This is a genomic window from Mesorhizobium sp. P2_C5_2 (assembly GCF_056404535.1).
The window spans coordinates 584566-609163 of sequence record NZ_JBFUDV010000004.1 but is presented as its reverse complement, the minus strand read 5'-3'; the positions used below and the strand labels follow the sequence as shown (position 1 = coordinate 609163).

The window sequence follows — 24598 nt, the reverse complement described above, 5'->3', positions numbered from 1 at the left end:
ACCGTCAGCCGGTAACCATCATAGCCGAGATCTCGGCTTCAGCCGCCTTGGCGCCGTCCACCATCGCCTCGCAGGCGAATTTGAGCAGGTTACCGCGCATCTTGATTTTCTTGACGTGGATCTTCAACTGGTCGCCCGGAACGACCGGTTTGCGGAATTTCGCATTGTCGATGGTGAGGAAATAGACCAGCGAAGGCTTTTCCGTGTTGAGGTTGCGGATGCAGATTGCGCCCGCCGTCTGCGCCATGGCCTCGACGATCAGCACACCCGGCATCACCGGCTGGTCCGGGAAATGGCCCTGGAAATGCGGCTCATTGATGGTCACGTTCTTGATGCCGATGGCCGAGTCGTTGCCGTCGATCTCGACGATGCGGTCGATCATCAGGAAGGGATAGCGATGCGGCAAAAGCTTCATCAACCCCAATATATCGACTGCTTCGAGCGTCGCCGGCACCATCTCAGCTACTTCCCCCCTCGCCCTGCTTGCGTGTCCTGGCGAGCTTTCGGAGCATGGCAATCTCGCGCATGGCTTCCGCCATCGGCTGCGCCGGATAGCCACCCCAGATCTCGCCTGCCGGGACGTTGCTCATAAACCCACTTCTCGCCGCAAGCTTGGCCCCTGATCCTATGGTCAAATGATCGGCAAGCCCTACGCCGCCGCCCATGGTGACACCATCGCCGACGACGACGGAGCCGGAAATACCCGAAAGCCCGGCTATAATGCAATTGCGGCCGATGCGAACGTTATGGGCGATCTGCACCAGATTGTCGATCTTGGTGCCTTGGCCGATGACCGTATCCGACATGGCACCGCGATCGACTGTCGTGTTCGAGCCGATTTCAACATCGTCCTGGATGATGACACGGCCGATCTGCGGCACGCGCTCGGGTCCTTTGGCGCCGCCAACGAAACCGAACCCGTCCTGGCCGATGCGGGCGCCACCATGGATGATGACGCGGTTGCCGATCAGCGCATACTGGACGCTGACGCCTGGACCAATATATCCATCGCGGCCGATCTGGCAGGAGGGGCCGATAACGGCGTGGGGCGCAATGACCGTTCCGCTGCCGATGGAAGCGCGCGGGCCGATGACCGCTCCGGCCTCGATGATCGCCCCGGCCTCGATATGCGCCGAGGCATCGACGTGAGCCTGCGGCGAGACCCCGGTTTCGCTGGTCATCGGTCCCGGAGTTGCCGCCATCGGGAACAGCAGCCGTCCGACCATGGCGAAAGCCTGTTGCGGCCGAGGATGGACCAGAACCGCAATGCCGGCCGGCGCCTTGGTTGCAAATTCGGCCGGACACAGCACGGCCGCCGCCTTCAGCGACTGCATCAGCGCGAAATTGCGCCTGCCGTCGACGAAGACGAGCGCGCCCTCGCCGCCTTCATTGGCTGGCGCCAAGGCGTCGATCGAAATGTGGGCAAGGTCCGAATCGACAAGCGCCGCGCCGGTCAGATTCGCGACTTCGCCGGCCGTATACCGGCGTGAGGGCGCGAAGAACACCGGATCGGTCATTCCAGAAGCAATATCCAGCTAAGTTGGGTCAGTCTCTTCCGGACCCAACGGCCCGGAAGCATCGTTACCCGCAGTCAGAAGCGGCTCGACATGCCGAAGTTGAATTCCTGCACGTCGTCGGTCGACTCTTTCTTGACCGGGATCGCGTAGTCGATGCGGATCGGGCCGAAAGGCGATGACCACAACAAGCCGACACCAACCGAGGCGCGCAGCTTCATGTCAGTTGAAGCTTGAGTGACCCCGACGGTGTCAATCTTGCTGCCGTACAGTGTGGCGGCATCTGCAAACACTGCGCCACGCAGGCCGAAGCTTTCCGGAATGACCGGTACTGGGAACTGGGCTTCCGCCGACGCATTGAAATAGGTGGTACCGCCGAGGTGGTCACCCGTTGCAATATCCGCAGGGCCGATACCACCATACTCGAAGCCACGGATCATGCGGTCGCTGCTCTGGAACTGATCGAAGATACGCAGGCCGTTATCGCCATAGCCCGCAATATGGCCAGCGCCGCCTGAGATCAGGCCGACCAGATCCAACTGTTCGGACAAGGTCTGGTAGACAGTGCCACGACCGGTAACCTTGACGAATTTCGCGTCACCACCAAGGCCGGCCACTTCCACAGTCGTGGTGGCGTAGATGCCTTCATGCGGGCTCTTCATGTCGTCGATGGTGTTGTAAACCAGCCCAAGGCTGACCGACGACTTGATCCACGGGCTTTCGTCAATTCCCTCGACGATCGCCGGAGATACGTCGCAGTCGGCGTCGGGAACCCCATCGTGAGGCGTGTCATCGCAACCATCGTCGAGCTTGTACTTCTCCTGGGCGATATTGTACGCCAGCTGGGTCGAGATATTGTCGGTGATCGGCAGGCCGAAGCGGACCGTCGCACCGAGCGTCTCGCTGTCATAGTGGTCGTAGTTGCGCGTCTGCTGGAAGATATCGAAGCCTGCGGCGATGCGTCGTCCGAGGAAATAGGGCTCGGTGAAGGAGAGCGCATAGTCGCGCGAATTCTTGCCGCCGCCGGCCGAAACCTTGATGTACTGGCCGCGACCGAGGAAGTTGCGCTCCGCGATCGATCCCTCGACGGACGGACCAGCGGTCTCGCCACCGGTCGAATAACCGGCGCCGACCGAGAACTCGCCGGTCGACTTCTCGACCACGTCGACCACCAGCACGACCTGGTCAGGCTCGGAGCCGGGAACACTCGAGATGTCGACTTTCTCAAAATAATCCAGCGCTTCCAGCCGCTTTTTCGCGCGTTGGATGAGAACCTGGTTGAAGGCGTCGCCTTCGCTGACGTCGAATTCGCGACGAATGACGTAGTCGCGCGTACGATCGTTGCCGCGAATTTCGATGCGCTCGATATAGGCCTTGGTGCCCTGGTCGATGGTATAGACGACCGAAATGGTGTGGTTTTCGAAGTTGCGGTCGCCGCGCGGCGTCACCTGGGCGAAGGCATAGCCCGAACCCGCGACCTTCTCGGTCAGCGCGATGATGGTGTCTTCGACATCCTTGGCGTTGTAGACGTCGCCCTTGTGGGTCTGGACCACCGATTCCAGCGACTTCGAGTCGACTTCCGGAATGGTGCTCTCGACGCTGACGTCGCCGAACGTATAGCGGTCGCCTTCCTGCACGGTGATGGTGACCGTGTACTGGTTGGTCGTGTCGTCGAGCTCGCCGACAGCGGACACCACCTGGAAGTCGGCATAGCCGTGATTGTAGTAGAAGCGACGCAGCGTCTCCTGGTCAGCGCGCAGCTTGTCCTCGTCATAGACGTCATCACGCAGCACAAAAGACAGGAAGCTTGAGCGCTTGGTGGCGATGACGTCGGACAGGCGGCGGCTTGAATAGGCGCTGTTGCCGACAAAATTCACTGCGGCGATCTTGGTGCGGCCGCCTTCGTTGATGTTGAAGACCACATTCACGCGGTTGTCGCCGAGATCCATAATCTGCGTCGTCACAGCCGCATCGTCACGGCCAATGCGCCTGTAGGCGGCCTTGACCGCCTCGACATCGGAATCCAGCGTTGCCTGCGAGAAGGTGCCGCGCGGCTTCAACTGCACCGCGACCGCCAGCGCATTGTCCTTGAGCTTCTTGTTGCCCTGGAACAGAACCTGATTCACCACCTGATATTCAGAAACCTTGACCACCAGCGTCGAGCCGACCTGGTTGATCTGCACGTCCGAGAACAGCCCGGTGCCGAACAGCGCCTTGACCGCATCGTCGATATCGGCGCTGGAAAACGCCTTGCCCGGCTTGATCGTGATATAATTACGAATGGTGTCGGCGTCGACACGCTGGTTGCCGCTGACCTCCACTCTCGAGACAACGGCGGCTTCAGCCGCAGATGTGGCAACGAACTGCACGGCGAGCGCGCCTGGCACAACCAGAGCGGCGGAAATAGCCACCGCGGACGCGGCGCTCAAAAACTTGGATGCTGCCTTCATCGGGCTTTTGTACCTTTTCTCGAAGTCCCCACGGCGAGAAAACCGGACGTGCGGTAATTTCCCCTACCGTATTAACCGGATTTTCCCTACACGCAAGGCTTCTGGTTAATTTGTAATTACTTAACCCTGATGCGTGGCTTTCGCGTCACGCATACCCCCGTGCATGGTAAACGGCGTCTCAACATTGCCGGTGCCGAAGCCGAATTTCTTCATGATTTCAGCACCCAAACAGATCGTTCCAGAAAACGAAGCCCATAAATCCCAGCACCAGAAAGAGGCCGGCCCGGTACCCCATTTCCATCATCCGCTCCGATACCGGACGTCGGAAAACGGCTTCGATGGCGTAGAACAGGAGATGGCCGCCGTCGAGGGGGGGAATCGGTAAAAGGTTCAGAATTCCGATCCCGACGGACAGTAATGCAACAAGTTGCACGAGCCATTCGAAGCCAAGTTTGGCCGCCTGCCCCGACATCTTGGCGATCTTGATCGGGCCACCCAGTTGGCATTTGTCCTCGCGGCCGACAACAAAACGTTGCAGGAAGTGACCCGTGCCCTGAATGGCCTGCCCCGTCTGCTCGACCGCCGCTCCCAGCGCGCCAATCGGGCTGTAGGTGATCACCCTTGGCTGACCGAGCTCCTTGTTGTTGACGACGCCAATGACGGCCACCTTGGTTTTGTTGCCCAGCGCGTCCTGCTGTTCCATCAACTCCGGCGTCGCGGTGACGGCAATCTCCTTGCCATCGCGCAGCATTGTAAAGGTGAGCGAATCGCCAGCGCGACCCTGCACAAGGCGCTGGACGTCGGCGAAGGTCTCAACCTTGCTGCCGTTGACGGCGACGAATCGATCGCCGGGCAAGATGCCAGCCTTTTCAGCCGGACTGCCGGCGGTGACCTGAGCCACCATCGGCTCCAGCACCGGGCGGCCATAAAGGGAAAACATCACGGTGAAGACGGCGATGGTCAAAAGGAAATTGAATAGCGGCCCGGCAAACACCGTGGCAGCGCGCTTCCAGATCGGCTGCGTGTGGAAGGCAACTTCGCGTTCGGCATCGGTCAGCTTGTCCAGCTCGTCCGTGCCGGGCTGGCTCGACGTGACGCTCATGTCGCCGACGAATTTGACATAGCCGCCGAGCGGTATGGCGCAGAGCTTCCAGCGCGTGCCGTGGCTGTCGTTGAAGCCGAAAAGCTCGGGGCCGAAGCCGATCGAAAAGGCTTTTACGCCGATGCCGCACCAGCGGCCGACGAGGTAGTGTCCCATCTCGTGCACGAAGACGACGACAGTCAGCACGAACAGAAACGGCACCAGTGTGCCGAGGACAAAGCCTTCCGTGCTGAAAAACGCGTGAAGAATCTCGTTCAAGTCGTGCCCTCAAATTCACCCACGGCGAAAAGGTGACGCCGCGACTGTGACATCAATCCAGGCGAATCCGTGGCGCGCGCCATTTCTTCGCCGTCAAATACCGCTCAAGCCGGAAAAAGCCCCTGCGCCGGATGATCGGCGCCCGCCGAAATCCAACCGATGACGTATAGGGCAAAAGCCGCCGCGACAAGCCCGTCCACCCTGTCCATGACGCCGCCATGCCCTGGTATCAATGCGCTGGAATCCTTGCGGCCGTGGCGGCGCTTGACCCAGGACTCGAAGAGGTCGCCAGCCTGGGAGACGATCGACAGCACCAGTGCGACCAGCGCCAGGACAGCAAGATTGCTGGCTCCCGCCGCAGCCGCCAGAAGCAGGCCGGCTACGACACCGCCTATGGCGCCACCGAGCGCGCCGCTCTGCGTCTTGCCGGGTGATATCGATGGCGCGAGCTTGGGACCGCCAACGGCGCGGCCGACGAAATAGGCGAAGACGTCGGTCGCCCAGACCACGGCGAACAGAAACAGGATCGCGACCAGGCCGGAACGGTCGCCGTCGCGCAGCAGCGCCAGCGACAGGCCGGACAGCGCTGCGTAGGCAAGGCCGGCAGCATCCCATTGCGCGGCTCCGCGCATGCGTGCGCCGACCGCCGCAACGACGACCATCGCCAGGACAAGAGACAGAAGCCACAACGCCGGCACGCCGGCGATAAGAGCGCCGACGAAAACCAGAAGCAACGCCTCTGGAACGAAACCGAGGGCCGCACCGGCCGCAGGGCGTGACATGCGCGCCCATTCATAGAAGATGACTGCCGAAATGCCGGCGCTAAGCAGGTGGAACCACAGCCCGCCCAACCAGGTCAGCCCAAGCGCTATTGCAGCCAGCACCAGCGCCGAGACGATGCGAAGCTGGAGATTGTTCATCCCGCCGCCGGTCACGAGGCGGCGACGTCTTGAGCGGCAAGCCCGCCGAAGCGGCGCTCGCGGCCAGCAAAATCGCGCAGTGCGTCAGCCAGGTGTTCGCGGCTGAAATCGGGCCAGTAGCAGGGCAGGAAGACCAACTCGCTGTAGGCTGCCTGCCACAAAAGGAAATTCGACAGCCGAAGCTCGCCGCTGGTGCGGATGACCAGTTCCGGATCTGGAATGCCCGCGGTGTCGAGCGAGGCGGCAAAAGTGTCCGCCGTGATCGCCTCGCTGTCGATCTCGCCGCGCGCTACGGCGGCTGCGAGCTTGCGCGCCGTGCGCACGATCTCGTCGCGCCCGCCATAGTTGAAGGCGATGACAAGCGTCAGCGCTTCATTGCGGGCGGTCAGCGATTCGGCCTCTTCGAGCAGGCCCCTGATGTCGGACTGCAGCCCTGCCCTGTCGCCGATAATCCTGACGCGCACGCCGCTCTGGTGCAGTTCGGCCAGATCGCGGCGGATGAACAGCTTCAACAGCCCCATCAGGTCGCTGACTTCGGATTTGGGCCGCGACCAGTTTTCCGACGAAAAGGCGTAGACGGTCAGGAAGGAAATGCCGAGACCGGGCGCGGCGCGCACCGTCTTGCGCAACGCTTCGACGCCGGCGCGATGGCCGGCAAGCCGCGGCATGCCGCGCGCCTTGGCCCAGCGTCCGTTTCCATCCATGATGATCGCGACATGCGCGGGCGTTGCCATGGTCTCGCTTTCGGGCCGGTGTGGGCCGACCCTAAACCTGCATAATTTCAGCTTCCTTATCGGAAAGCAGGTGATCGATGGTGCTGATCGTCTCGTCGGTCAGCTTCTGGACCTGATCGGAGCGCTTGCGCTGATCATCCTCGCTGATATCGCCGTCCTTTTCCGCCTTCTTCAAGAAGTCCATGCCGTCGCGGCGGACATGACGCACCGCAACGCGGGCGTTCTCGGCGTAGCCGTGCGAAATCTTGACCAGCTCCTTGCGGCGCTGCTCGTTGAGCTCGGGCAGCGGGATCCGCAGATTGGTGCCATCGACGATCGGATTGAAGCCGAGATTGGATTCTCTGATGGCGCGGTCGACAGCGCCGACCATCGACTTGTCCCAGACTGAAACCGAAATCATGCGCGGCTCCGGCACCGACACGTTCGCTACCTGGTTGATCGGCATGGTGGTGCCATAGGCCTGGACCTGGATGGCGTCGAGCAGATTGCTGGAGGCGCGGCCGGTGCGCAGCGAAGCCAGATCGTGCTTGAAGGCCGCGATCGCGCCATCCATGCGCCGCCTGAGGTCGTCGAACTCACCACTCATCTTAGTCTCCTCGACCCGTTTGATCCGGGTTCACTGCTTAGGGCCCGAATAGCCCGCTTTCGAAAAACTGGTCCCCGTTCCGGAGAGTATACTCCGGATTTACTCGTCGGCGACGATCGTGCAACGGCCGCCGCCCCTCAGAATATCGCCGAAACCACCTTTTTCGTGGATCGAATAGACGATTATCGGGATGTTGTTTTCGCGCGCAAGTGCAATTGCGGCGGTATCCATGATCGAAAGCCCCTTGTTGATGACTTCGGCATGGCTGATGCGCTCGAAGCGGGTGGCATTCGGTTCCTTCTTGGGATCGGCTGAATAGACGCCGTCAACCTGGGTGCCCTTGAACAGGGCATCGGCGCCGATCTCGGCAGCGCGCAAGGCCGCGGCCGAATCGGTGGTGAAGAACGGATTGCCGGTACCGCCGGCGAAAATGACGACCTTGCCCTGGTTCATATAGGCGGTGGCCTGGCGCTGGGAAAAGCTCTCGCACAGTTCGGGCATGGCGATCGCCGACAGTACTACGGCGTCGACGCCGATCTTGTTCAGCGAGGTGCGCAGCGCCAGCGAGTTGATGACGGTGGCCAGCATGCCCATATGGTCGCCGGTGACGCGGTCGCCGCCCTTGGATGCCACCGCCACGCCGCGAAAGATGTTGCCGCCGCCGATGACGACGCCGACCTCGATGCCGAGCGCGCGGGCTTCGGCAATATCGGCGGCGATGCGGTCGACGACCGAGACGTCGATGCCGAAATGCTGCTCGCCCATCAATGCTTCGCCCGACGCTTTCAGCAAGACACGTCGATAGAGGGGCTTTGCCGTCATCTGGACCTCGTCATTATTGCGTGTGGCGCGGCTGGGCAGGCCACCCTCATGCGGGCGCCGCCGCTGGCGCGATGCCGAGTTCCGATACACGAAGGGCGCCGCGATGTCACGCGGCGCCCTTCGCCCAATTCCGCCGGTTTTGTCGCGGCCAGTCAGCGACTGGTGATGCTAACGGCGTCGCCTTCGACAAGCAGCGGCGGCATATAGCCGACCGGCTTGTCGCCGGTCACGGCGCCGCCGGTAACCCGGGCCTGGATCTCGGGACCGAAAAAAGAATAGGGGAATGGCGGCGGTGTCTTGCTGACGTGATCCAACCGCTCGCGAAGCTCGGCGGGAATCGTGAAATCCAGCGCCGTCAGATTGTCCTGCAGCTGCGCCAGTTTCGTGGCGCCAAGGATCACCGAGGCGATGCCCGGCTGCGTTACCGCCCAGTTGACGGCGACTTGGGGCATGCTGCGCCCGAGCTCGGCGGCGACCTTTTCGAGTTCCGCCACGATCGCCCAGTTACGCTCGGTAAACTTCTGGAACCCCGGATGGGTGGTGTTGCGAAAGCCGTCGAGCCGACCGGCATTGCCATCCTGCGTCGGCCGGTACTTGCCGCTGAGCAGGCCGCTGGCCAGCGGACTCCACACCATGATGCCGGCACCGTGGCGGATGCCGAAGGGCACGAACTCATGCTCGATCGAACGCTCGGCCAGCGAGTATTCGAGCTGCAGGGCCGACACCGGCTCATAGCCGCGCAATTCGGCGATCGTTTGCGCCCGGGCAGCATACCAGGCCGGCACGTCGGACAGGCCGACATGGCGGATTTTGCCTGCGCGCACGAGATCATCCATCGTGCGCATCACCTCCTCGGCCGGTGTCAGGCTGTCCCAGACGTGCATGAGATAGAGGTCGATGTAGTCGGTGCCTAACCGCTTCAGCGAAGCGTCGACGGCACGCAGTATGTTCTTGCGCCCATTGCCGCCGGCGTTGGGATTGCCAGGGTCCGCGTTGAAGGTGAATTTTGTGGCGATCACCGCTCTGTCGCGCAAGCCGCGTTCAGCGATGAATTCACCAAGCCAGGTTTCGGCGGTGCCACCGGTATAGAGGTCGGCGGTGTCGAAGAAATTACCGCCGGCGTCGACGTAGGCGTCGACCATGGCGCGGGCGGTTTCCCTGTCCGCGCCCCAGCCCCATTCGGTGCCGAAGGTCATGGTGCCCAGAGCCAACCGACTCACTCTGAGGCCGCTGTTGCCCAGCGTGTAGTAGTTCATGGTCATGGTGTTTTTCCGATCCTGATTTTTTTGATGCCGGCTCACTGGCCGGGCGTGGTCTTGACCCAGAGGTTGCCGCGCTCATGCGTGGCGCGGAAAATGAAGCCGTCGACCTTCCAGCCGGCGCCGGAGCGGACCAGATGATGCTCGTAGGTGCCCCAGACTTCCCAGAGCGGATCGCCATTGCCCTCCATCCGGTTCCAGGCATAGCCGTTGGAGGAGACGCTGGCCGCATCCGCCTCAAGAACCACCTGGTGGTTGGTGCGCAGATGCAGGCTGGTCTTGCTGCCCCTGAGGTTGCCGGCCCAGGTGCCGATCAGATCGTCGGAAGGGATGGTGGCTGCGGGCTGTCCCGACAGGCTGCTGAAGTCGACGGTGACCCGGTCGGCGAAATAGGAACGCGCAAGCTTCCAGTCCTGCGCATCGACGGCACGGTCAATGGCGTCGGCGATACGGATGACGGCGCGTTCGTCGGCCAGCGCGCGCCAGCCGGACGGCTCGGCGCCGCCGGCATCTGCCGGCGCCAGGGCAAGGCCTGCGGCGAAGGCTACGTTTTTCAAAGCGTTCATGTTTTTTCTCCCTGTGCATCTGCCCGCCGTCGATGTGTTGACCACAATATGGCCCGCCACGCTGGCATCGGTAAGATTGCATTATCTGCATGGACTATGCGATATCATGCATGAATGGATCGCGACCTGCTCAGCCATCTGCCTGTTGTCATTGCCGTTGCCCGACGCGGCGGCTTCGCGCTTGCCGCTGCCGAACTCGGCATGAGTCCGTCCGCGGTCAGCCACGCCGTGCGCCTCGTGGAGGAGCGCATCGGCCAGCCGCTGTTCGCGCGCACGACGCGCAGCGTCTCATTGACGGAAGCCGGCAAGGCGCTGGTGGAGACGGCGGCCCCTGCCCTTCAGGACATTGCCGAGCGGATGGATCGCATCCGCGCCATCAAGGGCCGGCCTTCAGGCCTGCTCAGGCTCAACGTTCCCAACATCGCGGTTCCACTTGCCGTCACGCCTGTGGTCGCGGCGATGGCGGAGCGCTATCCGGATGTGACGGTCGAATTGCTCACCGACCAGGGGCTGATCGATATTGTCGGCGAAGGTTTCGACGCCGGCATCCGGCTGGGCGAGATGATCGCGCAGGACATGGTCACGGTCCGGCTGACGCCGCCGTTCAAGGCTGTCATCGTTGCCTCTCCCGCCTATGTCGGCCGGCATGGCCGCGCGCGCAGCGTGTCCGATCTCGCCAATCACAATTGCATCGGCTACCGGCTCGTCCGCTCCGGTGCACTCTACCGCTGGGACCTGACCGAGGATGGCAAGGATGTCGTGGTCGAGACGAAGGGCACTGTCATGGTTACGGATTCGCTCGCCGCGATCGACCTTGCGCTTGCCGGCGTCGGGCTGACCTATGTGTTCGAGCCGCTGGTGCGCGCGGACTTGGCCGCTGGCCGTCTCGTTCAGATCCTGCCGCAAACGGCGATCGAAGAGCCCGGCCTCTTCCTTTACTTCCCGCGCCGGGCGTCAATGGCGCCGAAGCTCAGGGCCTTCATCGACACTGCACAAGAAATCGGCCGAGCATCCTTGCGGACACCCGGCCGAGTTGCCTGAGCTGAGAAGCCCCTTTTCAGGGACTATTTCCAAGGATTATTTCTTCACCGCAGCCGCGACTTCCGCCGCGAAATCGGTCTCTTCCTTTTCGATGCCTTCGCCGAGCGCAAAGCGCAGATAGGCGGAGATCTTGGCCGGGGCGCCGATTTCCTTCTCGGCATCCTTCAGCGCCTTCTCGACGGTGATGTCGGGATTGAGCACGAAAGCCTGCTTCAAGAGCACGACTTCCTCGTAGAACTTGCGCAGGCGGCCCTCGACCATCTTTTCGATGATCGCTTCCGGCTTGCCGGACTGGCGTGCCTGATCGGAGAAGATCGCCTTCTCGCGCTCGACCGCAGCCGGATCGATCTGCTCGGCCGTCAGTGCCATCGGGTTGGTGGCGGCGACATGCATGGCGACCTGACGGCCAAAAGCGTTGGCGGCATGCTCGTTGCCCGTGGTTTCGATCGCAACCAGCACGCCGAGCTTGCCAAGGCCATCGGCAACCGCGTTATGGACATAGGTCGCGACTGCGCCGTGCGGAACGGTCAGCTTGGCCGAGCGGCGGAAGCCCATGTTCTCACCGATTGTGCCGACGGCGTCCTTGATGGTGTCAGCAACCGACTTGTCCGAACCCGGATATTTTGCGGCAGCCACAGCCTCTGTCGTGCCATAGGCGAGCGCCACCTTGGCGACGTTGGCGACGATTTCCTGGAAAGCCGCGTTGCGGGCGACGAAGTCGGTCTCGGAATTGACTTCGACGACAGCAGCCTCGCGCACACCATTGTCGACACCGATCAGGCCTTCGGCAGCGGTGCGGCCGGCCTTCTTGTCGGCCTTGGAGATGCCCTTCTTGCGCAGCCAGTCAACGGCCTCTTCCATATTGCCGTTGGTCTCGGTCAATGCCGCTTTGCAGTCCATCATGCCCGCGCCCGTCAAGTCGCGGAGTTCTTTGACCTGTGCAGCCGAAATGCTCATTGTCGCCTCTTTGTTTTAAATGCACCGACGCACCACCGGTACTCGGTGATGCGTCCGTTTAGCGTGCCAAAATATTAGAAAGATGAAGGCCGGGGCCGGCCTCCGCTATCAGGCTTCCGGGGTCTCGGCCGCCGGGGTCGGATCCAGCGCCGGTTCGACCGGAGCTTCGACCGAGGCGCCGATGTCGACGCCGAGCGCGCCCTGCTGGCGTGCGATGCCGTCGATGGCAGCCTTGGCGATCAGATCGCAATAGAGCTGGATGGCGCGGGCCGCGTCGTCATTGCCGGGGATCGGGAAGTCGATCTTGTCCGGGTCGCAGTTCGAATCGATGATGGCAACGACCGGGATGCCGAGGCGCTTGGCCTCGAGGATGGCGATCGCTTCCTTGTTGGTGTCGATGACGAACATCAGGTCGGGCGTCGAGCCCATGTCCTTGATGCCGCCCAGCGCCTTGTCGAGCTTCTCGCGCTCGCGGTCGAGGTTGAGGCGTTCCTTCTTGGTCAGGCCCTGGGCCTCGCCGGCCAGCATCTCGTCGAGCTTGCGCAGGCGCTGGATCGAGTTCGAGATCGTCTTCCAGTTGGTCAGCATGCCGCCGAGCCAACGCGAGTTGACGTAGTACTGGGCCGAACGCTGCGCCGCGTCAGCGACGATGTCCGACGCCTGGCGCTTGGTGCCGACGAACAGCACGCGACCGCCCTTGGCAACGGTGTCGGAAACCTGCTTCAACGCCTGGTGCAGCAAAGGCACCGTCTGCGAGAGGTCGATGATGTGGATGTTGTTGCGGGCGCCGTAGATGTAGGGCGCCATTTTCGGGTTCCAGCGGTGGGTCTGGTGGCCGAAGTGAATGCCAGCTTCCAAAAGCTGGCGCATGCTGAAATCAGGCAGTGCCATTCAAAGTTCCTTTCCGGTTAGCCTCCACGGACACAGGCATTTTTGGACTTTGTCCTCGAACGCCACCGGAGGTTTCAGCCGGATTTCTCCCGGGCAGACACCAAAGTCCGTGTGTGGAATGAGCGCGCATATAGAGGGGAAGTGCCGCAAACGCAAGCGGTGAGGCGCGTTACCGCTCAGCGTGCGGCAATCAGCGCTCCGGTGCCGATCATGGCGCTGCCGGCAAACCTGTTCATCAGCCGCATGCGTTTGGGCGTCCTGAACCAGCCGGACGCCCGGCCCGCCAGCGCCGCATAGACGCCCATGGTGACAATGTTGACGCTAACGACCACAGCGACCACCAGCAGGCCATCGGCAAACGTCATGGTATTCAGGTTGAGGATCAGTGGCATGATCGAGGCATGAAACAGGATCGCCTTCGGGTTGCCCAGCGCCACGGACGCGCCGAGCAGGAACGACCGCGACAATCCGGTTTGAGGCATCCCCTGCACGGCCGACTGCGCGGCGGCGGCCCGCCACATCTTGACGCCGAGAAAGATCAGGTAGGCCGCACCAGCATATTTCAATAGGAGAAACACCCATTCGAAGGTCTGGGCCAGCGCCACCAGTCCGAGCAGTGCCAGGGTGACCAGCACGGCATCGCCGGCGGCGATGCCAATTCCGGCGACGAACGCACGCAGGAAGCCGCGCGACACGCCGTTGGTAATCACCGTGAACATCGCCGGACCCGGCGTCGCGGCGGCAAGGGTGATGGCAAGGCAATAAGCCAGGAATGCCGTTACTGTCACGATCGGCCCTTTCCGTTGGGTACCCGCACGCGCCGGAAGATCGCGACGATCTCCTCGCGGCTGCATTCGATTGCGCCGAGCCGCACCGCGCGGTCGCGCTCGAAGCCGGTTATGTCATAGTGAGGCGCCGATGTCTTGGGCGGCCCCTGGTAGGACGAGCGCTTGACGCCAAGCTCGCCGGCGAAACGATGCAGTTCGTCCGTATCGTCGGCCATCAGGTGGCACCAGCGATGGCCGGCCCACTTCCAGATCGCCGCATCGACATAAACCGCCATCAAGCCTGCTGTTGCTATTTCGAGACCGGGCAAGGCTTGGTCTGGTCGAACAGCGACAGGTTGACCAGCTTGCCGGTCATCGAGAACTCGCCATAATCCATGGTGAGGTCGCGGGTGATGCCGTTCTCGTGCAGCTTGAAGCTGATGCGGTATTCCGGCACCTCTTCGCCCGATTTGTCGGTCGCGTCGAAATAGGCGATGTCGACCGGCCAGTATTTGTCGCCGGCGAGCTTTGCCAGCGCCGGCGCTTCGGGGTCGGCCTTGTCGCCCTCGGCCTTCTTGCCGACGATAACGGTGGTGGTCATCACCTTGTTGGCATCTTCCGAACCGTCGAACAGGCTGGTTTCGTAGAAGTTCTCGCCTTTTTCGGCCTTGCCGATCAGTTCGACCAGGTGCTGTGTCGGGAACTGCGTGGCGGCAAGTTCCAGGCTGTTCTTCTCGGGCTTGTCGATGTCGACCTTGAGGCCCTTGGTCTCTTTCGTGGCGGTCCCCTTGACCTCCTTGTCGAGATTCTGGTCGACAAAGGATTTGGTCACGAATGAAAAGGTCTTGCCTTCGGCGTCCTCGAAAGTGGTCGTCTGCTGGTCGGTCAGCCTGGTGTTGTCACCGGTGACGATCTGGGTGACGAAACGGAATTTTACCGTATACCCCTCGCAGGGTGAGCCGTTGAACTCATAGACCATGCGGCCGGAAATGCCGGTGATCCCCGAGCGGTCCGACGCCTTGCTGAGGGTAAGATCGTAGACGGCGCGATGCGCCTGCAGCGCCGGCACGGCAAAGGCGGGAGCCATCGAAAACAGCGCTGGGACAAGAACGGCGTGGAAGGCAAGGCGCGTTGCGCGCATAGGGGGCTCCGATCGTCGCGGCTGATGGCAGGCCGCAGGGAAAGATGGTCCAGCTTAAAAAAAGTCATGGCGGAAGCGAGGCAAAAATAGCAATTTCGGCCCCTGCCAGCGCGGCGTCTCCAAGCAATAGGGAAATACCATGAGTGAAACAATCGAAAAGCGGCTAAGCGATCTCGGTGTGACGTTACCGGCCGCCGCAGCGCCCGCCGCCAACTATGTGCCCTATTGCAGGTCCGGCAATCTTTTGTTCACCGCCGGGCAACTGCCGCTCAAGGACGGCAAGCTGCAGGCAAGCGGACTGCTCGGCCGCGACGTCGACACGGCAACCGGCAAGGAAGGCGCAAAATACTGCGCAATCAATATTCTGGCGCAGGCCAAGGCAGCGCTTGGCGATCTCGAAAAGATCCAGCGTCTGGTCAAGATCACCGTGTTCGTTGCCTCGGTACCGGATTTCGTCGAGCAGCATCTGGTCGCCAACGGCGCCTCCGATTTCCTGGTCGCCGTCCTTGGCGAACGCGGCAAGCATGCCCGATCAGCCGTCGGTACCGCGTCGCTGCCGCTTAATGCCGCAGTGGAAATCGAAGCCGTCTTCGAAGTCGCATAAGCAGGGACTGAGCTATGACCGATCTTTCCTGGCTGACCGAGCGGCCCGTCGCCCATCGCGGCTTCCACGATATGAACAAGACGCGCTGGGAGAACACGCTGTCGGCCTTCACTGCGGCCGCCGAGCGCGGCTATGCGATCGAATGCGACGTGCATTTATCGTCCGATCGCGTCCCCGTCATCATGCATGACGGCGACCTCAAGCGGCTCACCGGCCAGGACGGCTTCGTCTGGCAGCGTACGGCGGTGGAACTGGCGGCACTCAGGATCGGCGGCACCAAGGACCATGTGCCAACGCTGCAGGAAGCGCTCGACCTGGTCGCGGGCCGCGTGCCGATGGTTGTCGAGCTGAAGGGCATGCCCGGCTATGACGAGGGGCTGGTGGCCAGCGTCGGCAAGATGTTGAAGCGCTACAAGGGCAAGGCGGCGATCATGTCGTTCGACCATTGGCTGGTCCGTGATTTCCCCAAGGACGCGCCGGGCATTCCGGGCGGGTTGACGGCCTATGGCAAGGATATCAGGCTGATCGAGGCGCATTTCGCCATGCTGGCGCACGACCTCGCCTTCACCTCCTATGCGGCGGGCGACCTGCCGAACCCGTTCGTCAGCTTCGTGCGCGAAAAGCTGAAAATGCCTGTGATCACCTGGACGGTGCATGACCAGCCGGCGGTCGATCTCACTTTCAAATATGCTGACCAGATGACGTTCGAAGGGTTTGAACCCGATCTGGTCAAAGTCGCCTGACGGGAGTGTCTGAAACGTGACTTGTAGCGGCCCCGACAGAGCTTAAATAAGTCTCATGGATCAGGGTGATGAAGGCGACGGACAAACGGCGAATGCGGAGTTTTCCATCCGCGTCGCTGCTGGCATCAATGCCTTCACCTGCGACGAGTGGAACGGCTTTGCCGGCACCACGCGCGGCGACACAGAAAACGGCTATAACCCTCTCGTTTCATACGCTTTTCTGAGCGCGCTTGAGGATTCCGGCTGCGCCGTGCGGCGCACCGGCTGGCAGGGCCATCACCTCCGGCTGGAGAACGCAGAAGGCCGATTGCTCGGCGCGGTGCCCTGCTATCTCAAGTCGCACAGCCAGGGCGAATATGTCTTCGATCACGGCTGGTCGGATGCGTTCGAGCGTGCCGGCGGCAACTACTATCCGAAACTGCAATGCGCCGTGCCATTCTCCCCGGTCACCGGCCCTCGCCTGCTGGTCAGCAGGGGCGAGGACGATGCCACAGTGAAGGTGGGTCTCGCGGCGGGCCTGAAGGCGGTGACGGAAAAGCTCGGTGTGTCCTCAGCGCATGTCACCTTCGCGCAGGAGAGCGACGTTGCAACGCTCGAAGCATCGGGCTTCCTGCACCGCACCGACCAGCAGTTCCATTTCTTCAACGAAGGCTTTTCGACCTATGACGATTTCCTCGCCACGCTGGCGTCGCGCAAGCGCAAGGCGATGAAGAAGGAGCGCCGCGAGGCGCTCGCAAACGATATCTCGATCGACCGGCTGACCGGCAAGGACCTGACCGAAAAGGCCTGGGACGATTTCTTCGCCTTCTACATGGACACCGGCAGCCGCAAATGGGGCCGGCCCTATCTCAACCGCAAATTCTTCTCGCTGATCGGCGAGCGCATGGCCGACGACATCCTGCTGGTGATGGCCAAGCGCAATGGCCGCTATATCGCCGGCGCCATCAACTTCATCGGCTCCGATGCACTCTACGGGCGCAACTGGGGTTGCATTGAGGACCACCCGTTCCTGCATTTCGAAGTCTGCTACCACCAGGCCATCGACTTCGCCATCGAGCGCAAGCTGAAGGTGGTCGAGGCGGGCGCACAAGGCGAGCACAAGCTGGCGCGCGGCTATCGTCCCGTGACCATGCATTCGGCGCACTACATCGCACATCCCGGCCTGCGCAATGCGGTGGCCGACTATCTCCGGCGCGAACGGCGCGAGGTCGAGCGGATGGGCGAAATTCTGGAAGAGCATACGCCGTTCCGCAAGGATCTTGAGGAATAGCCGCCACCGCCTCCTCGCCCCAGTTTGCTCCGATTGACGGGGGAATGGTCGATCTCGCCTGACCTGGCTTGTCGGTCCGGGGCAGCTTCGCTACACCGGGAGCATACTCCCGGAGCGTCGCCATGACCGAGACTTACGACCCCAGCAATATCTTCGCAAAGATCCTGCGTGGCGAAATCCCCTCGCACCGTGTCTACGAGGATGACGCGGTGGTCGTCTTCATGGATGTGATGCCGCAAGGGCCCGGGCACACGCTGGTTGTGCCGAAGGCGCCGTCGCGCAACCTGCTCGATGCCGATCCGGCGACGCTCGGCCCGCTGTTCACGGTCGTCCAGAAGGTTGCAATGGCGGTCAAAAAGGCTTTCGGCGCCGACGGCGTCACCATCCTGCAGTTCAACGAACCGGCCTCCGGCCAGACCGTCTATCACCTGCATGTCCATGTCATCCCGCGGTTCGAAGGCATCGTGCTGAAGCCGCATACGGGACAGATGGAGAAGCCCGAAGTGCTGGCTGAGAACGCGGGCAAGATCCGGGCAGTGCTGAACGGTTGAAGCTGGTGTGCCTCAAGGCGATGCGCTTAGGCACATTCCACCGCGTCGGTTAGGAAAGTATCAAACCACGCCATGGTAACTTGCCGTACCGTGGTGCGTTTGGGTTTTCAAAAATCGTGGGAAATTCGGTTGCGACATCAGAACCGTTGGCAAAGGCAATTGCCGGGCGGGTCTTTCTGAGCATCCTGGCGGACGCATACCGGCGACACCGGCTACTGCACGTGATGGCCATCGCTGCCTTGCTTTTGGCAGCCGCGGTCGGCCTGCGTACCGGAAATATGCCGGATTTCAGCGTTCTGGTTGACTATGCCCAATACCTTCTCTTCGCTTTCTGGATAGGCGGCTGTGCCTTCGCACTCGGCAGCTTTTTTCACCTTGCGCTCGTCAAGCGGGATCCTGAACCGCTCGGCACTTTTCTGCGATCGATGGCGAGCTTCTTCGGCAACGCCGAGCGCAACGCCAACAGCCTCAATGGTCTGGCTGCGAGCATCGCGCTCATATCCGCTTTCGGTGTGTTGAAAGGGGCGGTTGCGATCCTTTCGCCATTCGCATGGGACCACGCATTGGCTCAGGCCGACCGGGCGCTGCATTTCGGTCGAGCTCCCCATGAATGGCTATGGTTTATCGTCCAGTCGCCGCTTGCGGTCAGACTATTCAACCTGTCCTACAATTCCTGGTTCGTCGTCCTCATCGCCTCGGTCTTCATCGCTTGCATCACGCGCAACGACACGAAGCTGCGCCACCAGTTCCTGATGAGCTTCATGCTTGTGTGGATACTGGCGGGGTTCTTCCTGGCGATGGGCCTGTCTTCGGCAGGGCCGTGCTTTTACGAGCGGCTGGGGCTCGGCAGCGACTATCATTCCCTGATGCAAGCACTCACTGCTGCCAATCGATCCTATCCGATCTGGGCGCTCAGCACGCAGGACATTTTGTGGAGCGGCTATATCGGGGCGACCCCAGGCAGTCTTGGTATATCCGCTTTCCCGTCCATGCATGTGGCGATGGCGGTGCTTTTCGCGCTTTATGCAACACGCCGCTCTCGGCTGGCTGGTCTGTTGATGTGGACATTCGCTGCAATCATCATGGTCGGCTCCGTCGTCCTTGGCTGGCACTATGCCGTGGATGGCTATGCGAGCGTGCTGATCTCGATCGCCATCTGGAAGGCGTGCGGTCTTTTCCTGGCTCGCTTCGCACCCGACGGCGTCGCCGCCTGACCTGAAAGTGCTGTTTCGGCAAATCGGCCAGCCATGAAAAAAGGCCCCGTCACCGGGGCCTTTTCATTGGCGAACTTTTTAGCCCTTGCGTGGCAGTTGCGGCACCAGGCTGCGCTTGCCGCCGTCCTTGCCCTTGGGCTCAGGCTTTTGCGCCACCGCCTTCTTGGCGACGGGCTTCTTGGCAACCGCCTTGCGAGTGGCTTTCGGCGCCTCTTCCGGCTCCTGCTTCGGCTGCACCGGCGCTTCGTCGGCCAGCGATTCGAGTTTCAGGCCGGTTTCGCCGGTTTCCTTCTTCTCGACGGTGACGCGCACCGTGCCGCCCTTCTTGAGCTTGCCGAACAGCACCTCGTCGGCCAAAGGCTTCTTGATATGCTCCTGGATGACCCGGCCAAGCGGCCGCGCACCCATGCGCTCATCATAGCCCTTGTCGGCGAGCCAGGCGATCGCATCCGGCGACAGGTCGAAGGTGACGCCACGTTCGGAGAGCTGGGCCTCGAGCTGCATGACGAACTTCTGCACCACCTGATGGATGACCGGGATCGGCAGCGAGCCGAACGGGATGATCGCATCGAGACGGTTGCGGAATTCCGGCGTGAACAGCCGGTTGATCGCCTCGACATCGTCGCCTTCGCGCTTGGTCGACCCGAAACCGATCGCAGCGCGCTGCGCATCGGAAGCGCCCGCATTGGTGGTCATGATCAGGATGACATTGCGGAAGTCGATCTGCTTGCCGTTGTGGTCGGTCAGCTTGCCGTGGTCCATGACCTGCAACAGGATGTTGAACAGGTCCGGATGCGCCTTCTCGACCTCGTCGAGCAGCAGCACGCAATGCGGATGCTGGTCGACGCCATCGGTCAACAGGCCGCCCTGGTCGAAGCCGACATAGCCGGGAGGCGCGCCGATCAGCCGCGAAACGGTGTGGCGTTCCATATATTCCGACATGTCGAAGCGGATCAGCTCGACGCCGAGCGAGGCAGCCAATTGCTTGGCGACTTCGGTCTTGCCGACGCCGGTCGGACCCGAGAACAGGTAAGAGCCGATCGGCTTTTCCGGTTCGCGCAAGCCGGCACGGGCCAGCTTGATCGCCGAGGTCAGCGCGCTGATTGCCGTGTCCTGGCCGTAGACGACGCGCTTCAGCTCGATGTCGAGGCCCTGCAGCACCTTCTCGTCGTCGGCCGAAACCGTCTTCGGCGGGATGCGGGCCATGGTGGCGATAGTGGCTTCGATCTCCTTGATGCCGATCGTCTTCTTGCGCTTGGCTTCCGGCACCAGCATCTGCGAAGCGCCGGTCTCGTCGATCACGTCGATCGCCTTGTCCGGCAGCTTGCGGTCGTTAATGTAGCGCGCCGACAGTTCCACCGAGGCCTTGATCGCCTCGTTGGTGAACTTCACCTTGTGGAATTCCTCATAATAGGGCTTCAGGCCCTTCATGATCTCGATTGCATCCTCGATGGTCGGCTCGTTGACGTCGATCTTCTGGAAGCGCCGCACCAAAGCACGGTCCTTCTCGAAGAACTGGCGGAATTCCTTGTAGGTGGTCGAGCCGATGCAGCGGATGGCGCCCGAAGACAGCGCCGGCTTCAACAGGTTCGACGCATCCATGGCGCCGCCCGAGGTGGCGCCGGCACCGATGACGGTGTGGATCTCGTCGATGAACAGCACGGCGCCCGGATAATCCTCGAGCTCCTTGACGACCTGCTTCAGCCGCTCTTCGAAATCGCCGCGATAGCGGGTGCCGGCAAGCAGCGTACCCATGTCGAGCGCGAAGATGGTGGCGTCCTGCAGAACTTCGGGAACGTCGCCTTCGACGATGCGCTTGGCCAGGCCTTCGGCAATCGCCGTCTTGCCGACGCCGGGATCGCCGACATAGAGCGGGTTGTTCTTGGAGCGGCGGCACAGCACCTGAATGGTGCGGTTGATCTCGCTCTCGCGGCCGATCAGCGGATCGATCTTGCCGGCCTTGGCCTTGTTGTTGAGGTTGACGCAATAAGCCGTCAGCGCATCCTGCTGCTGCTTCTTCTTGCCGCCTTCCTCCTGCGGCTCGGCGCCGTTCTGGCCGCCCTGCTCGTCATCGGCGCCGCGCGGCGAGCGCGTCTCCGATGCGCCCGGGCGCTTGGCGATGCCGTGCGAGATGTAGTTGACCGCGTCGTAGCGGGTCATCTGCTGTTCCTGCAGGAAATAGGCGGCGTGGCTCTCGCGCTCGGCGAATATGGCGACCAGCACGTTGGCGCCGGACACTTCCTCGCGGCCGGATGACTGCACATGGATCACGGCGCGCTGGATGACGCGCTGGAAGCCAGCGGTCGGCTTGGAATCCTCATCGTAACCGGTGACGAGGTTGTCGAGCTCGGTGTCGATATATGTGAGAACAGTGTGCTTCAGCTCGTCGAGATCGACGTTGCAGGCGCGCATGACGGCGGCCGCCTCGGTGTCGTCGATGAGCGCGAGCAGCAGATGTTCAAGGGTTGCATATTCATGGTGCCGCTCATTGGCGAGCGTCAGCGCCTGGTGAAGCGCCTTTTCCAGGCCTTGGGAGAAAGCCGGCATGTTACCTCACTTCTTCTCCATCACGCATTGCAGCGGATGCTGATTCTGTCGGGCGAAATCCATGACCTGGGACACTTTGGTCTCGGCCACCTCGAATGTATAGACCCCGCACTCGCCCACTCCATGATTGTGAACATGAAGCATGATGCGTGTGGCGGCTTCGCGGTCCTTTTGAAAAAAACGCTCCAGGACGTGAACCACGAACTCCATAGGCGTGTAGTCGTCGTTGAGGATAAGGACCCGGTAAAGGCTGGGCTTCTTGGTCTTGGTTTTCGTGCGCGTAATGACGGCCGTGCCGCGACCGGCCTCATTGCCGTCGCCGTCACTTTGCATCCGCACCACGCTTGTCGTGGCAGTCAAACCTGAAGTCACGTAATCCTGCCTCTTTCGAATCCCCATGCGAGTTCGACATGTAGGTGTTCGATGGACGATTTTAAGCCCTTCTTGTTAGCTGACAATATGGCTAGGTGGGCAAACCCAGGCGATTTTCAAAATCGTGAACCGCCAAAGCCCCGGAATTGAAACCGGCATGAAAAAACCCGGCCGCGCATCCGCGACCGGGTCTGTTTTGCAAGCCCGAAAGGCCGTGCCTGGTATTTTCGAGCGAAATTACTTCGCCTTGGCGACAATCGATTCGAAGGGCTTGTAGGCTTCCTTAGCGAGCTCGGCATAGAGATCGCCGAACTTGGTCGCCTCGGCAACGAAGCTCTCATAGCTCTGCTTGGCGAAATCGGACTGGATCTCGATCGCCTTCTCCAGCGACTTGGCGGAGATCAGCTTTTCGACCGCGGCGCTGCCGGCTTCGAAGCTCTTCTTGGTGTATTCGCCAGCTTCGGTGGCGATCGCCTGCGCGCCCTTGGAGAGCGAAGCGAAGCTCTTCAGTCCGGTGTCGGCAAACTCTTTGCCGTATTTCGAGAAGTCCTCATAGGTCTGGGTCATTTCACGTTTCCCTTGGCGGTTTTAAAGCGCCCTTGCCTGAGCGCAGTTGTGCAATGCAGGAGAATATATTGTGCGCTGCACAAAAGTCAAGATTTCCGCGGCATCGAGCCGCGCTGCGCCGGCAAACGGCTAAAATTCGAATAAAGAAAGGCTCAAGCCCGAGGAAAATGGTGAACGCGCTGGTTACCATAAACGGATTGGTAACGCAGGCCGCGATAGTTTGACGACAAGTGAGGTCGGATCCCTTTGCCGCCTCCGGGGCAATGAGTTTCAAAGGAACTATCAGTGCGTCAGGCGTTGTCGGTCTTCGGTTCAAAATCCGTATCTCCCCTCAAAACGATCATGATCCTCGCTTTGGCGATGTCATTCGTCGTTGGGGGTGCCGCATCGTCGATGGCCGCCAGGTCGTCGGCGATCGTCGTCGATGCCAAGACCGGCAAGGTGCTTTATTCGTCCGATGCCAACGGCCGGCGCTACCCGGCGTCACTGACCAAGATGATGACGCTCTATTTGACCTTCGAGGCCATGGCGAAGGGCAGGATCAGCAAGAACACGCCGGTGCCGTTTTCGGCCAAGGCAGCGGCCGAGCCGCCGACCAAGCTCGGCGTCAAGGCCGGCGGAGCGGTTTCGGTCGAGACCGCCATCCTGTCGATGGTGACCAAGTCGGCCAATGATTCAGCGACCGCGCTCGGCGAACTGCTCGGCGGGAACGAAAGCAATTTCGCCCGCATGATGACCGCCAAGGCTCGGCAGCTCGGCATGGACGGCACGGTGTTTCGCAATGCCAACGGCCTGCCCGATCCCGGCCAGTTCACCACCGCCCACGACATGGCGATGCTCGGCATCGCGCTCAGGGAACATTATCCGCAGTATTACGGCTACTTCTCGCAGCGCTCCTTCCTCTATGGGCGCCAGCGCATCAATGGCCACAACCGCCTGCTCGGCCGCATCAAAGGCGTCGACGGCATCAAGACCGGTTACACCCGCGCCTCCGGCTTCAACCTCGTCTCGTCGGTTTCCGACGGCAACCGCCGCCTTGTCGCCGTCGTCATGGGCGGCACTTCGGGCCGCAGCCGCGACAACCAGATGGCCGGGCTGATCAACGCCTACATGCCGCGCGCATCGACCCGCGGTGGCGGCGCCCTGGTCGCCAAGGCAGGCGGTGACAATCCGATCAAGGCGCTGGCCAAGGTCTTCCTGCCCAAGCACGACGCGCCGACGCCGGACGACAAGCCGGTGATGGAAGACGATGCCGTGGCGTCCAACGACGATCCGACATCTGCCGACGAGCAGTCTGGCGACGAACAGACGGTGGCCGCGGTCGAAGAACCCGCGCCCGTCGTCAAGACCAGGAAGGTCAAGACCGTCATCGTAACGGCGCCCAAGGTAGAAACGGCGCAAATGGTTGCCGCCTACGCCGAACCCACGCCAGCATCCCCTCAGGCGGTCGACCCGGTCAACACGGCCTCGGTGCCGTCGGGTTGGGCGGTGCAGGTGGCGTCTTCGCCCAAGCAGTCCGAAGCCCAGGCATTCCTCGACAAGACCGCCAAGCAGGCGCCCAAAGTCCTCGCGGATGCCGCCGGCTTCACCGTCGCCTTCGACAAGGATGGCGAGACCTACTACCGAGCCCGATTCGGTGGCTTCGGCTCGAAGGACGCGGCCTGGAATGCCTGCAACGCTTTGAAGAAGAAGAAGATCGCCTGCTACGCCGTCCAGCAATAG

The 24598-nt window shown here is 61.8% G+C and carries 25 protein-coding genes; 7 read left to right on the top strand and 18 right to left on the bottom strand.

Annotation, left to right across the window (positions count from 1 at the left end; translation table 11 throughout):
* Positions 1–4 precede the first annotated feature (4 nt).
* The 10 genes from fabZ to AC1D1B_RS18150 all read right to left on the bottom strand — a co-directional run bounded on the left by fabZ (position 5) and on the right by AC1D1B_RS18150 (position 10211).
* On the bottom strand, positions 5–457 hold the full coding sequence (gene fabZ / locus AC1D1B_RS18195) for a 3-hydroxyacyl-ACP dehydratase FabZ (protein ID WP_477333831.1): 453 nt from the start codon (positions 455–457) through the stop codon (positions 5–7).
* Position 458: 1 nt separating this feature from the next.
* Entirely contained in the window at positions 459–1517 is a 1059-nt protein-coding gene (gene lpxD / locus AC1D1B_RS18190; RefSeq protein ID WP_477333830.1) for a UDP-3-O-(3-hydroxymyristoyl)glucosamine N-acyltransferase, read from the bottom strand.
* Positions 1518–1591: 74 nt separating this feature from the next.
* The gene (bamA, locus tag AC1D1B_RS18185) at positions 1592–3964 is read right to left on the bottom strand and encodes an outer membrane protein assembly factor BamA (RefSeq protein WP_477333829.1); all 2373 of its coding nucleotides are present in this window, start codon (positions 3962–3964) and stop codon (positions 1592–1594) included.
* Between the two features lie 217 nt (positions 3965–4181).
* A complete protein-coding gene (gene rseP / locus AC1D1B_RS18180) occupies positions 4182–5324 on the bottom strand; it encodes an RIP metalloprotease RseP (RefSeq protein ID WP_477333828.1) in 1143 nt (380 codons plus the stop codon).
* Positions 5325–5428: 104 nt separating this feature from the next.
* A complete protein-coding gene (locus AC1D1B_RS18175) occupies positions 5429–6244 on the bottom strand; it encodes a phosphatidate cytidylyltransferase (protein WP_477333827.1) in 816 nt (271 codons plus the stop codon).
* A gap of 11 nt (positions 6245–6255) precedes the next feature.
* Positions 6256–6978 (bottom strand): isoprenyl transferase, encoded by a 723-nt coding sequence (locus tag AC1D1B_RS18170; protein ID WP_477333826.1) that lies wholly within the window; start codon positions 6976–6978, stop codon positions 6256–6258.
* Between the two features lie 31 nt (positions 6979–7009).
* Entirely contained in the window at positions 7010–7564 is a 555-nt protein-coding gene (gene frr / locus AC1D1B_RS18165; RefSeq protein ID WP_477333825.1) for a ribosome recycling factor, read from the bottom strand.
* A gap of 99 nt (positions 7565–7663) precedes the next feature.
* Entirely contained in the window at positions 7664–8386 is a 723-nt protein-coding gene (gene pyrH, locus AC1D1B_RS18160; RefSeq protein ID WP_477333824.1) for a UMP kinase, read from the bottom strand.
* Positions 8387–8538: 152 nt separating this feature from the next.
* Entirely contained in the window at positions 8539–9648 is a 1110-nt protein-coding gene (locus AC1D1B_RS18155; protein ID WP_477333823.1) for an aldo/keto reductase, read from the bottom strand.
* A 35-nt stretch (positions 9649–9683) separates the two neighbouring features.
* On the bottom strand, positions 9684–10211 hold the full coding sequence (locus AC1D1B_RS18150; RefSeq protein WP_477333822.1) for a nuclear transport factor 2 family protein: 528 nt from the start codon (positions 10209–10211) through the stop codon (positions 9684–9686).
* A gap of 114 nt (positions 10212–10325) precedes the next feature.
* Between AC1D1B_RS18150 and AC1D1B_RS18145 the strand changes: the two genes are divergently transcribed.
* A complete protein-coding gene (locus AC1D1B_RS18145) occupies positions 10326–11252 on the top strand; it encodes a LysR family transcriptional regulator (RefSeq protein ID WP_477333821.1) in 927 nt (308 codons plus the stop codon).
* 36 nt (positions 11253–11288) lie between these two features.
* Here AC1D1B_RS18145 and tsf read toward each other — a convergent pair whose 3' ends face one another.
* From tsf to AC1D1B_RS18120, 5 genes are all read right to left on the bottom strand, one after another.
* Positions 11289–12209, bottom strand: coding sequence for a translation elongation factor Ts (tsf, locus tag AC1D1B_RS18140; protein ID WP_181057059.1), 921 nt, complete (start codon positions 12207–12209; stop codon positions 11289–11291).
* Between the two features lie 108 nt (positions 12210–12317).
* Positions 12318–13100: a 30S ribosomal protein S2 gene (rpsB, locus tag AC1D1B_RS18135; RefSeq protein WP_142865747.1), complete on the bottom strand. Its 783-nt coding sequence runs from the start codon at positions 13098–13100 to the stop codon at positions 12318–12320.
* Positions 13101–13276: 176 nt separating this feature from the next.
* Positions 13277–13888, bottom strand: a complete 612-nt coding sequence (locus AC1D1B_RS18130; protein WP_477333820.1) for a LysE family translocator — start codon at positions 13886–13888, stop codon at positions 13277–13279.
* Positions 13885–14163 (bottom strand): DUF4031 domain-containing protein, encoded by a 279-nt coding sequence (locus tag AC1D1B_RS18125; protein ID WP_477333819.1) that lies wholly within the window; start codon positions 14161–14163, stop codon positions 13885–13887. The genes AC1D1B_RS18130 and AC1D1B_RS18125 overlap by 4 nt, the downstream gene beginning before the upstream one ends.
* A gap of 14 nt (positions 14164–14177) precedes the next feature.
* Positions 14178–15008, bottom strand: a complete 831-nt coding sequence (locus tag AC1D1B_RS18120; protein ID WP_477333818.1) for a cell envelope integrity EipB family protein — start codon at positions 15006–15008, stop codon at positions 14178–14180.
* Between the two features lie 139 nt (positions 15009–15147).
* On the opposite strand from AC1D1B_RS18120, the gene AC1D1B_RS18115 reads away from it, so the two are divergent.
* From AC1D1B_RS18115 to AC1D1B_RS18095, 5 genes are all read left to right on the top strand, one after another.
* A complete protein-coding gene (locus AC1D1B_RS18115; protein WP_181057063.1) occupies positions 15148–15612 on the top strand; it encodes a RidA family protein in 465 nt (154 codons plus the stop codon).
* 14 nt (positions 15613–15626) lie between these two features.
* The gene (locus tag AC1D1B_RS18110) at positions 15627–16355 is read left to right on the top strand and encodes a glycerophosphodiester phosphodiesterase (protein ID WP_477333817.1); all 729 of its coding nucleotides are present in this window, start codon (positions 15627–15629) and stop codon (positions 16353–16355) included.
* Between the two features lie 55 nt (positions 16356–16410).
* Complete coding sequence (locus tag AC1D1B_RS18105) at positions 16411–17625, top strand: GNAT family N-acetyltransferase (protein ID WP_477333816.1); 1215 nt, start codon at positions 16411–16413, stop codon at positions 17623–17625.
* A 122-nt stretch (positions 17626–17747) separates the two neighbouring features.
* Complete coding sequence (locus tag AC1D1B_RS18100) at positions 17748–18176, top strand: HIT family protein (protein ID WP_477333815.1); 429 nt, start codon at positions 17748–17750, stop codon at positions 18174–18176.
* Positions 18177–18322: 146 nt separating this feature from the next.
* Positions 18323–19390, top strand: a complete 1068-nt coding sequence (locus AC1D1B_RS18095; RefSeq protein WP_477333814.1) for a phosphatase PAP2 family protein — start codon at positions 18323–18325, stop codon at positions 19388–19390.
* A 78-nt stretch (positions 19391–19468) separates the two neighbouring features.
* Here the strand turns inward: AC1D1B_RS18095 and clpA are convergent, their stop codons facing one another.
* The 3 genes from clpA to AC1D1B_RS18080 form a co-directional block, all read right to left on the bottom strand.
* Positions 19469–21937 carry an ATP-dependent Clp protease ATP-binding subunit ClpA gene (clpA, locus tag AC1D1B_RS18090; protein ID WP_477333813.1) on the bottom strand — a complete coding sequence of 823 codons (2469 nt, stop codon included), beginning with the start codon at positions 21935–21937 and terminating at the stop codon, positions 19469–19471.
* 6 nt (positions 21938–21943) lie between these two features.
* The gene (gene clpS, locus AC1D1B_RS18085; protein ID WP_023671012.1) at positions 21944–22270 is read right to left on the bottom strand and encodes an ATP-dependent Clp protease adapter ClpS; all 327 of its coding nucleotides are present in this window, start codon (positions 22268–22270) and stop codon (positions 21944–21946) included.
* Positions 22271–22546: 276 nt separating this feature from the next.
* Complete coding sequence (locus AC1D1B_RS18080) at positions 22547–22876, bottom strand: phasin family protein (RefSeq protein ID WP_112561625.1); 330 nt, start codon at positions 22874–22876, stop codon at positions 22547–22549.
* 342 nt (positions 22877–23218) lie between these two features.
* On the opposite strand from AC1D1B_RS18080, the gene AC1D1B_RS18075 reads away from it, so the two are divergent.
* Entirely contained in the window at positions 23219–24598 is a 1380-nt protein-coding gene (locus AC1D1B_RS18075; protein WP_477333812.1) for an SPOR domain-containing protein, read from the top strand.

What these genes read in the sequence shown, in the direction of transcription:
- fabZ (WP_477333831.1), bottom strand. Translation starts at nt 457, where the DNA reads ATGGTGCCGGCGACGCTCGAAGCAGTCGATATATTGGGGTTGATGAAG.
- lpxD (WP_477333830.1), bottom strand. Translation starts at nt 1,517, where the DNA reads ATGACCGATCCGGTGTTCTTCGCGCCCTCACGCCGGTATACGGCCGGC.
- bamA (WP_477333829.1), bottom strand. Translation starts at nt 3,964, where the DNA reads ATGAAGGCAGCATCCAAGTTTTTGAGCGCCGCGTCCGCGGTGGCTATT.
- AC1D1B_RS18175 (WP_477333827.1), bottom strand. Translation starts at nt 6,244, where the DNA reads ATGAACAATCTCCAGCTTCGCATCGTCTCGGCGCTGGTGCTGGCTGCA.
- AC1D1B_RS18170 (WP_477333826.1), bottom strand. Translation starts at nt 6,978, where the DNA reads ATGGCAACGCCCGCGCATGTCGCGATCATCATGGATGGAAACGGACGC.
- frr (WP_477333825.1), bottom strand. Translation starts at nt 7,564, where the DNA reads ATGAGTGGTGAGTTCGACGACCTCAGGCGGCGCATGGATGGCGCGATC.
- pyrH (WP_477333824.1), bottom strand. Translation starts at nt 8,386, where the DNA reads ATGACGGCAAAGCCCCTCTATCGACGTGTCTTGCTGAAAGCGTCGGGC.
- AC1D1B_RS18155 (WP_477333823.1), bottom strand. Translation starts at nt 9,648, where the DNA reads ATGACCATGAACTACTACACGCTGGGCAACAGCGGCCTCAGAGTGAGT.
- AC1D1B_RS18150 (WP_477333822.1), bottom strand. Translation starts at nt 10,211, where the DNA reads ATGAACGCTTTGAAAAACGTAGCCTTCGCCGCAGGCCTTGCCCTGGCG.
- AC1D1B_RS18145 (WP_477333821.1), top strand. Translation starts at nt 10,326, where the DNA reads ATGGATCGCGACCTGCTCAGCCATCTGCCTGTTGTCATTGCCGTTGCC.
- tsf (WP_181057059.1), bottom strand. Translation starts at nt 12,209, where the DNA reads ATGAGCATTTCGGCTGCACAGGTCAAAGAACTCCGCGACTTGACGGGC.
- rpsB (WP_142865747.1), bottom strand. Translation starts at nt 13,100, where the DNA reads ATGGCACTGCCTGATTTCAGCATGCGCCAGCTTTTGGAAGCTGGCATT.
- AC1D1B_RS18125 (WP_477333819.1), bottom strand. Translation starts at nt 14,163, where the DNA reads ATGGCGGTTTATGTCGATGCGGCGATCTGGAAGTGGGCCGGCCATCGC.
- AC1D1B_RS18120 (WP_477333818.1), bottom strand. Translation starts at nt 15,008, where the DNA reads ATGCGCGCAACGCGCCTTGCCTTCCACGCCGTTCTTGTCCCAGCGCTG.
- AC1D1B_RS18115 (WP_181057063.1), top strand. Translation starts at nt 15,148, where the DNA reads ATGAGTGAAACAATCGAAAAGCGGCTAAGCGATCTCGGTGTGACGTTA.
- AC1D1B_RS18110 (WP_477333817.1), top strand. Translation starts at nt 15,627, where the DNA reads ATGACCGATCTTTCCTGGCTGACCGAGCGGCCCGTCGCCCATCGCGGC.
- AC1D1B_RS18105 (WP_477333816.1), top strand. Translation starts at nt 16,411, where the DNA reads ATGGATCAGGGTGATGAAGGCGACGGACAAACGGCGAATGCGGAGTTT.
- AC1D1B_RS18100 (WP_477333815.1), top strand. Translation starts at nt 17,748, where the DNA reads ATGACCGAGACTTACGACCCCAGCAATATCTTCGCAAAGATCCTGCGT.
- clpA (WP_477333813.1), bottom strand. Translation starts at nt 21,937, where the DNA reads ATGCCGGCTTTCTCCCAAGGCCTGGAAAAGGCGCTTCACCAGGCGCTG.
- clpS (WP_023671012.1), bottom strand. Translation starts at nt 22,270, where the DNA reads ATGCAAAGTGACGGCGACGGCAATGAGGCCGGTCGCGGCACGGCCGTC.
- AC1D1B_RS18080 (WP_112561625.1), bottom strand. Translation starts at nt 22,876, where the DNA reads ATGACCCAGACCTATGAGGACTTCTCGAAATACGGCAAAGAGTTTGCC.
- AC1D1B_RS18075 (WP_477333812.1), top strand. Translation starts at nt 23,219, where the DNA reads ATGATCCTCGCTTTGGCGATGTCATTCGTCGTTGGGGGTGCCGCATCG.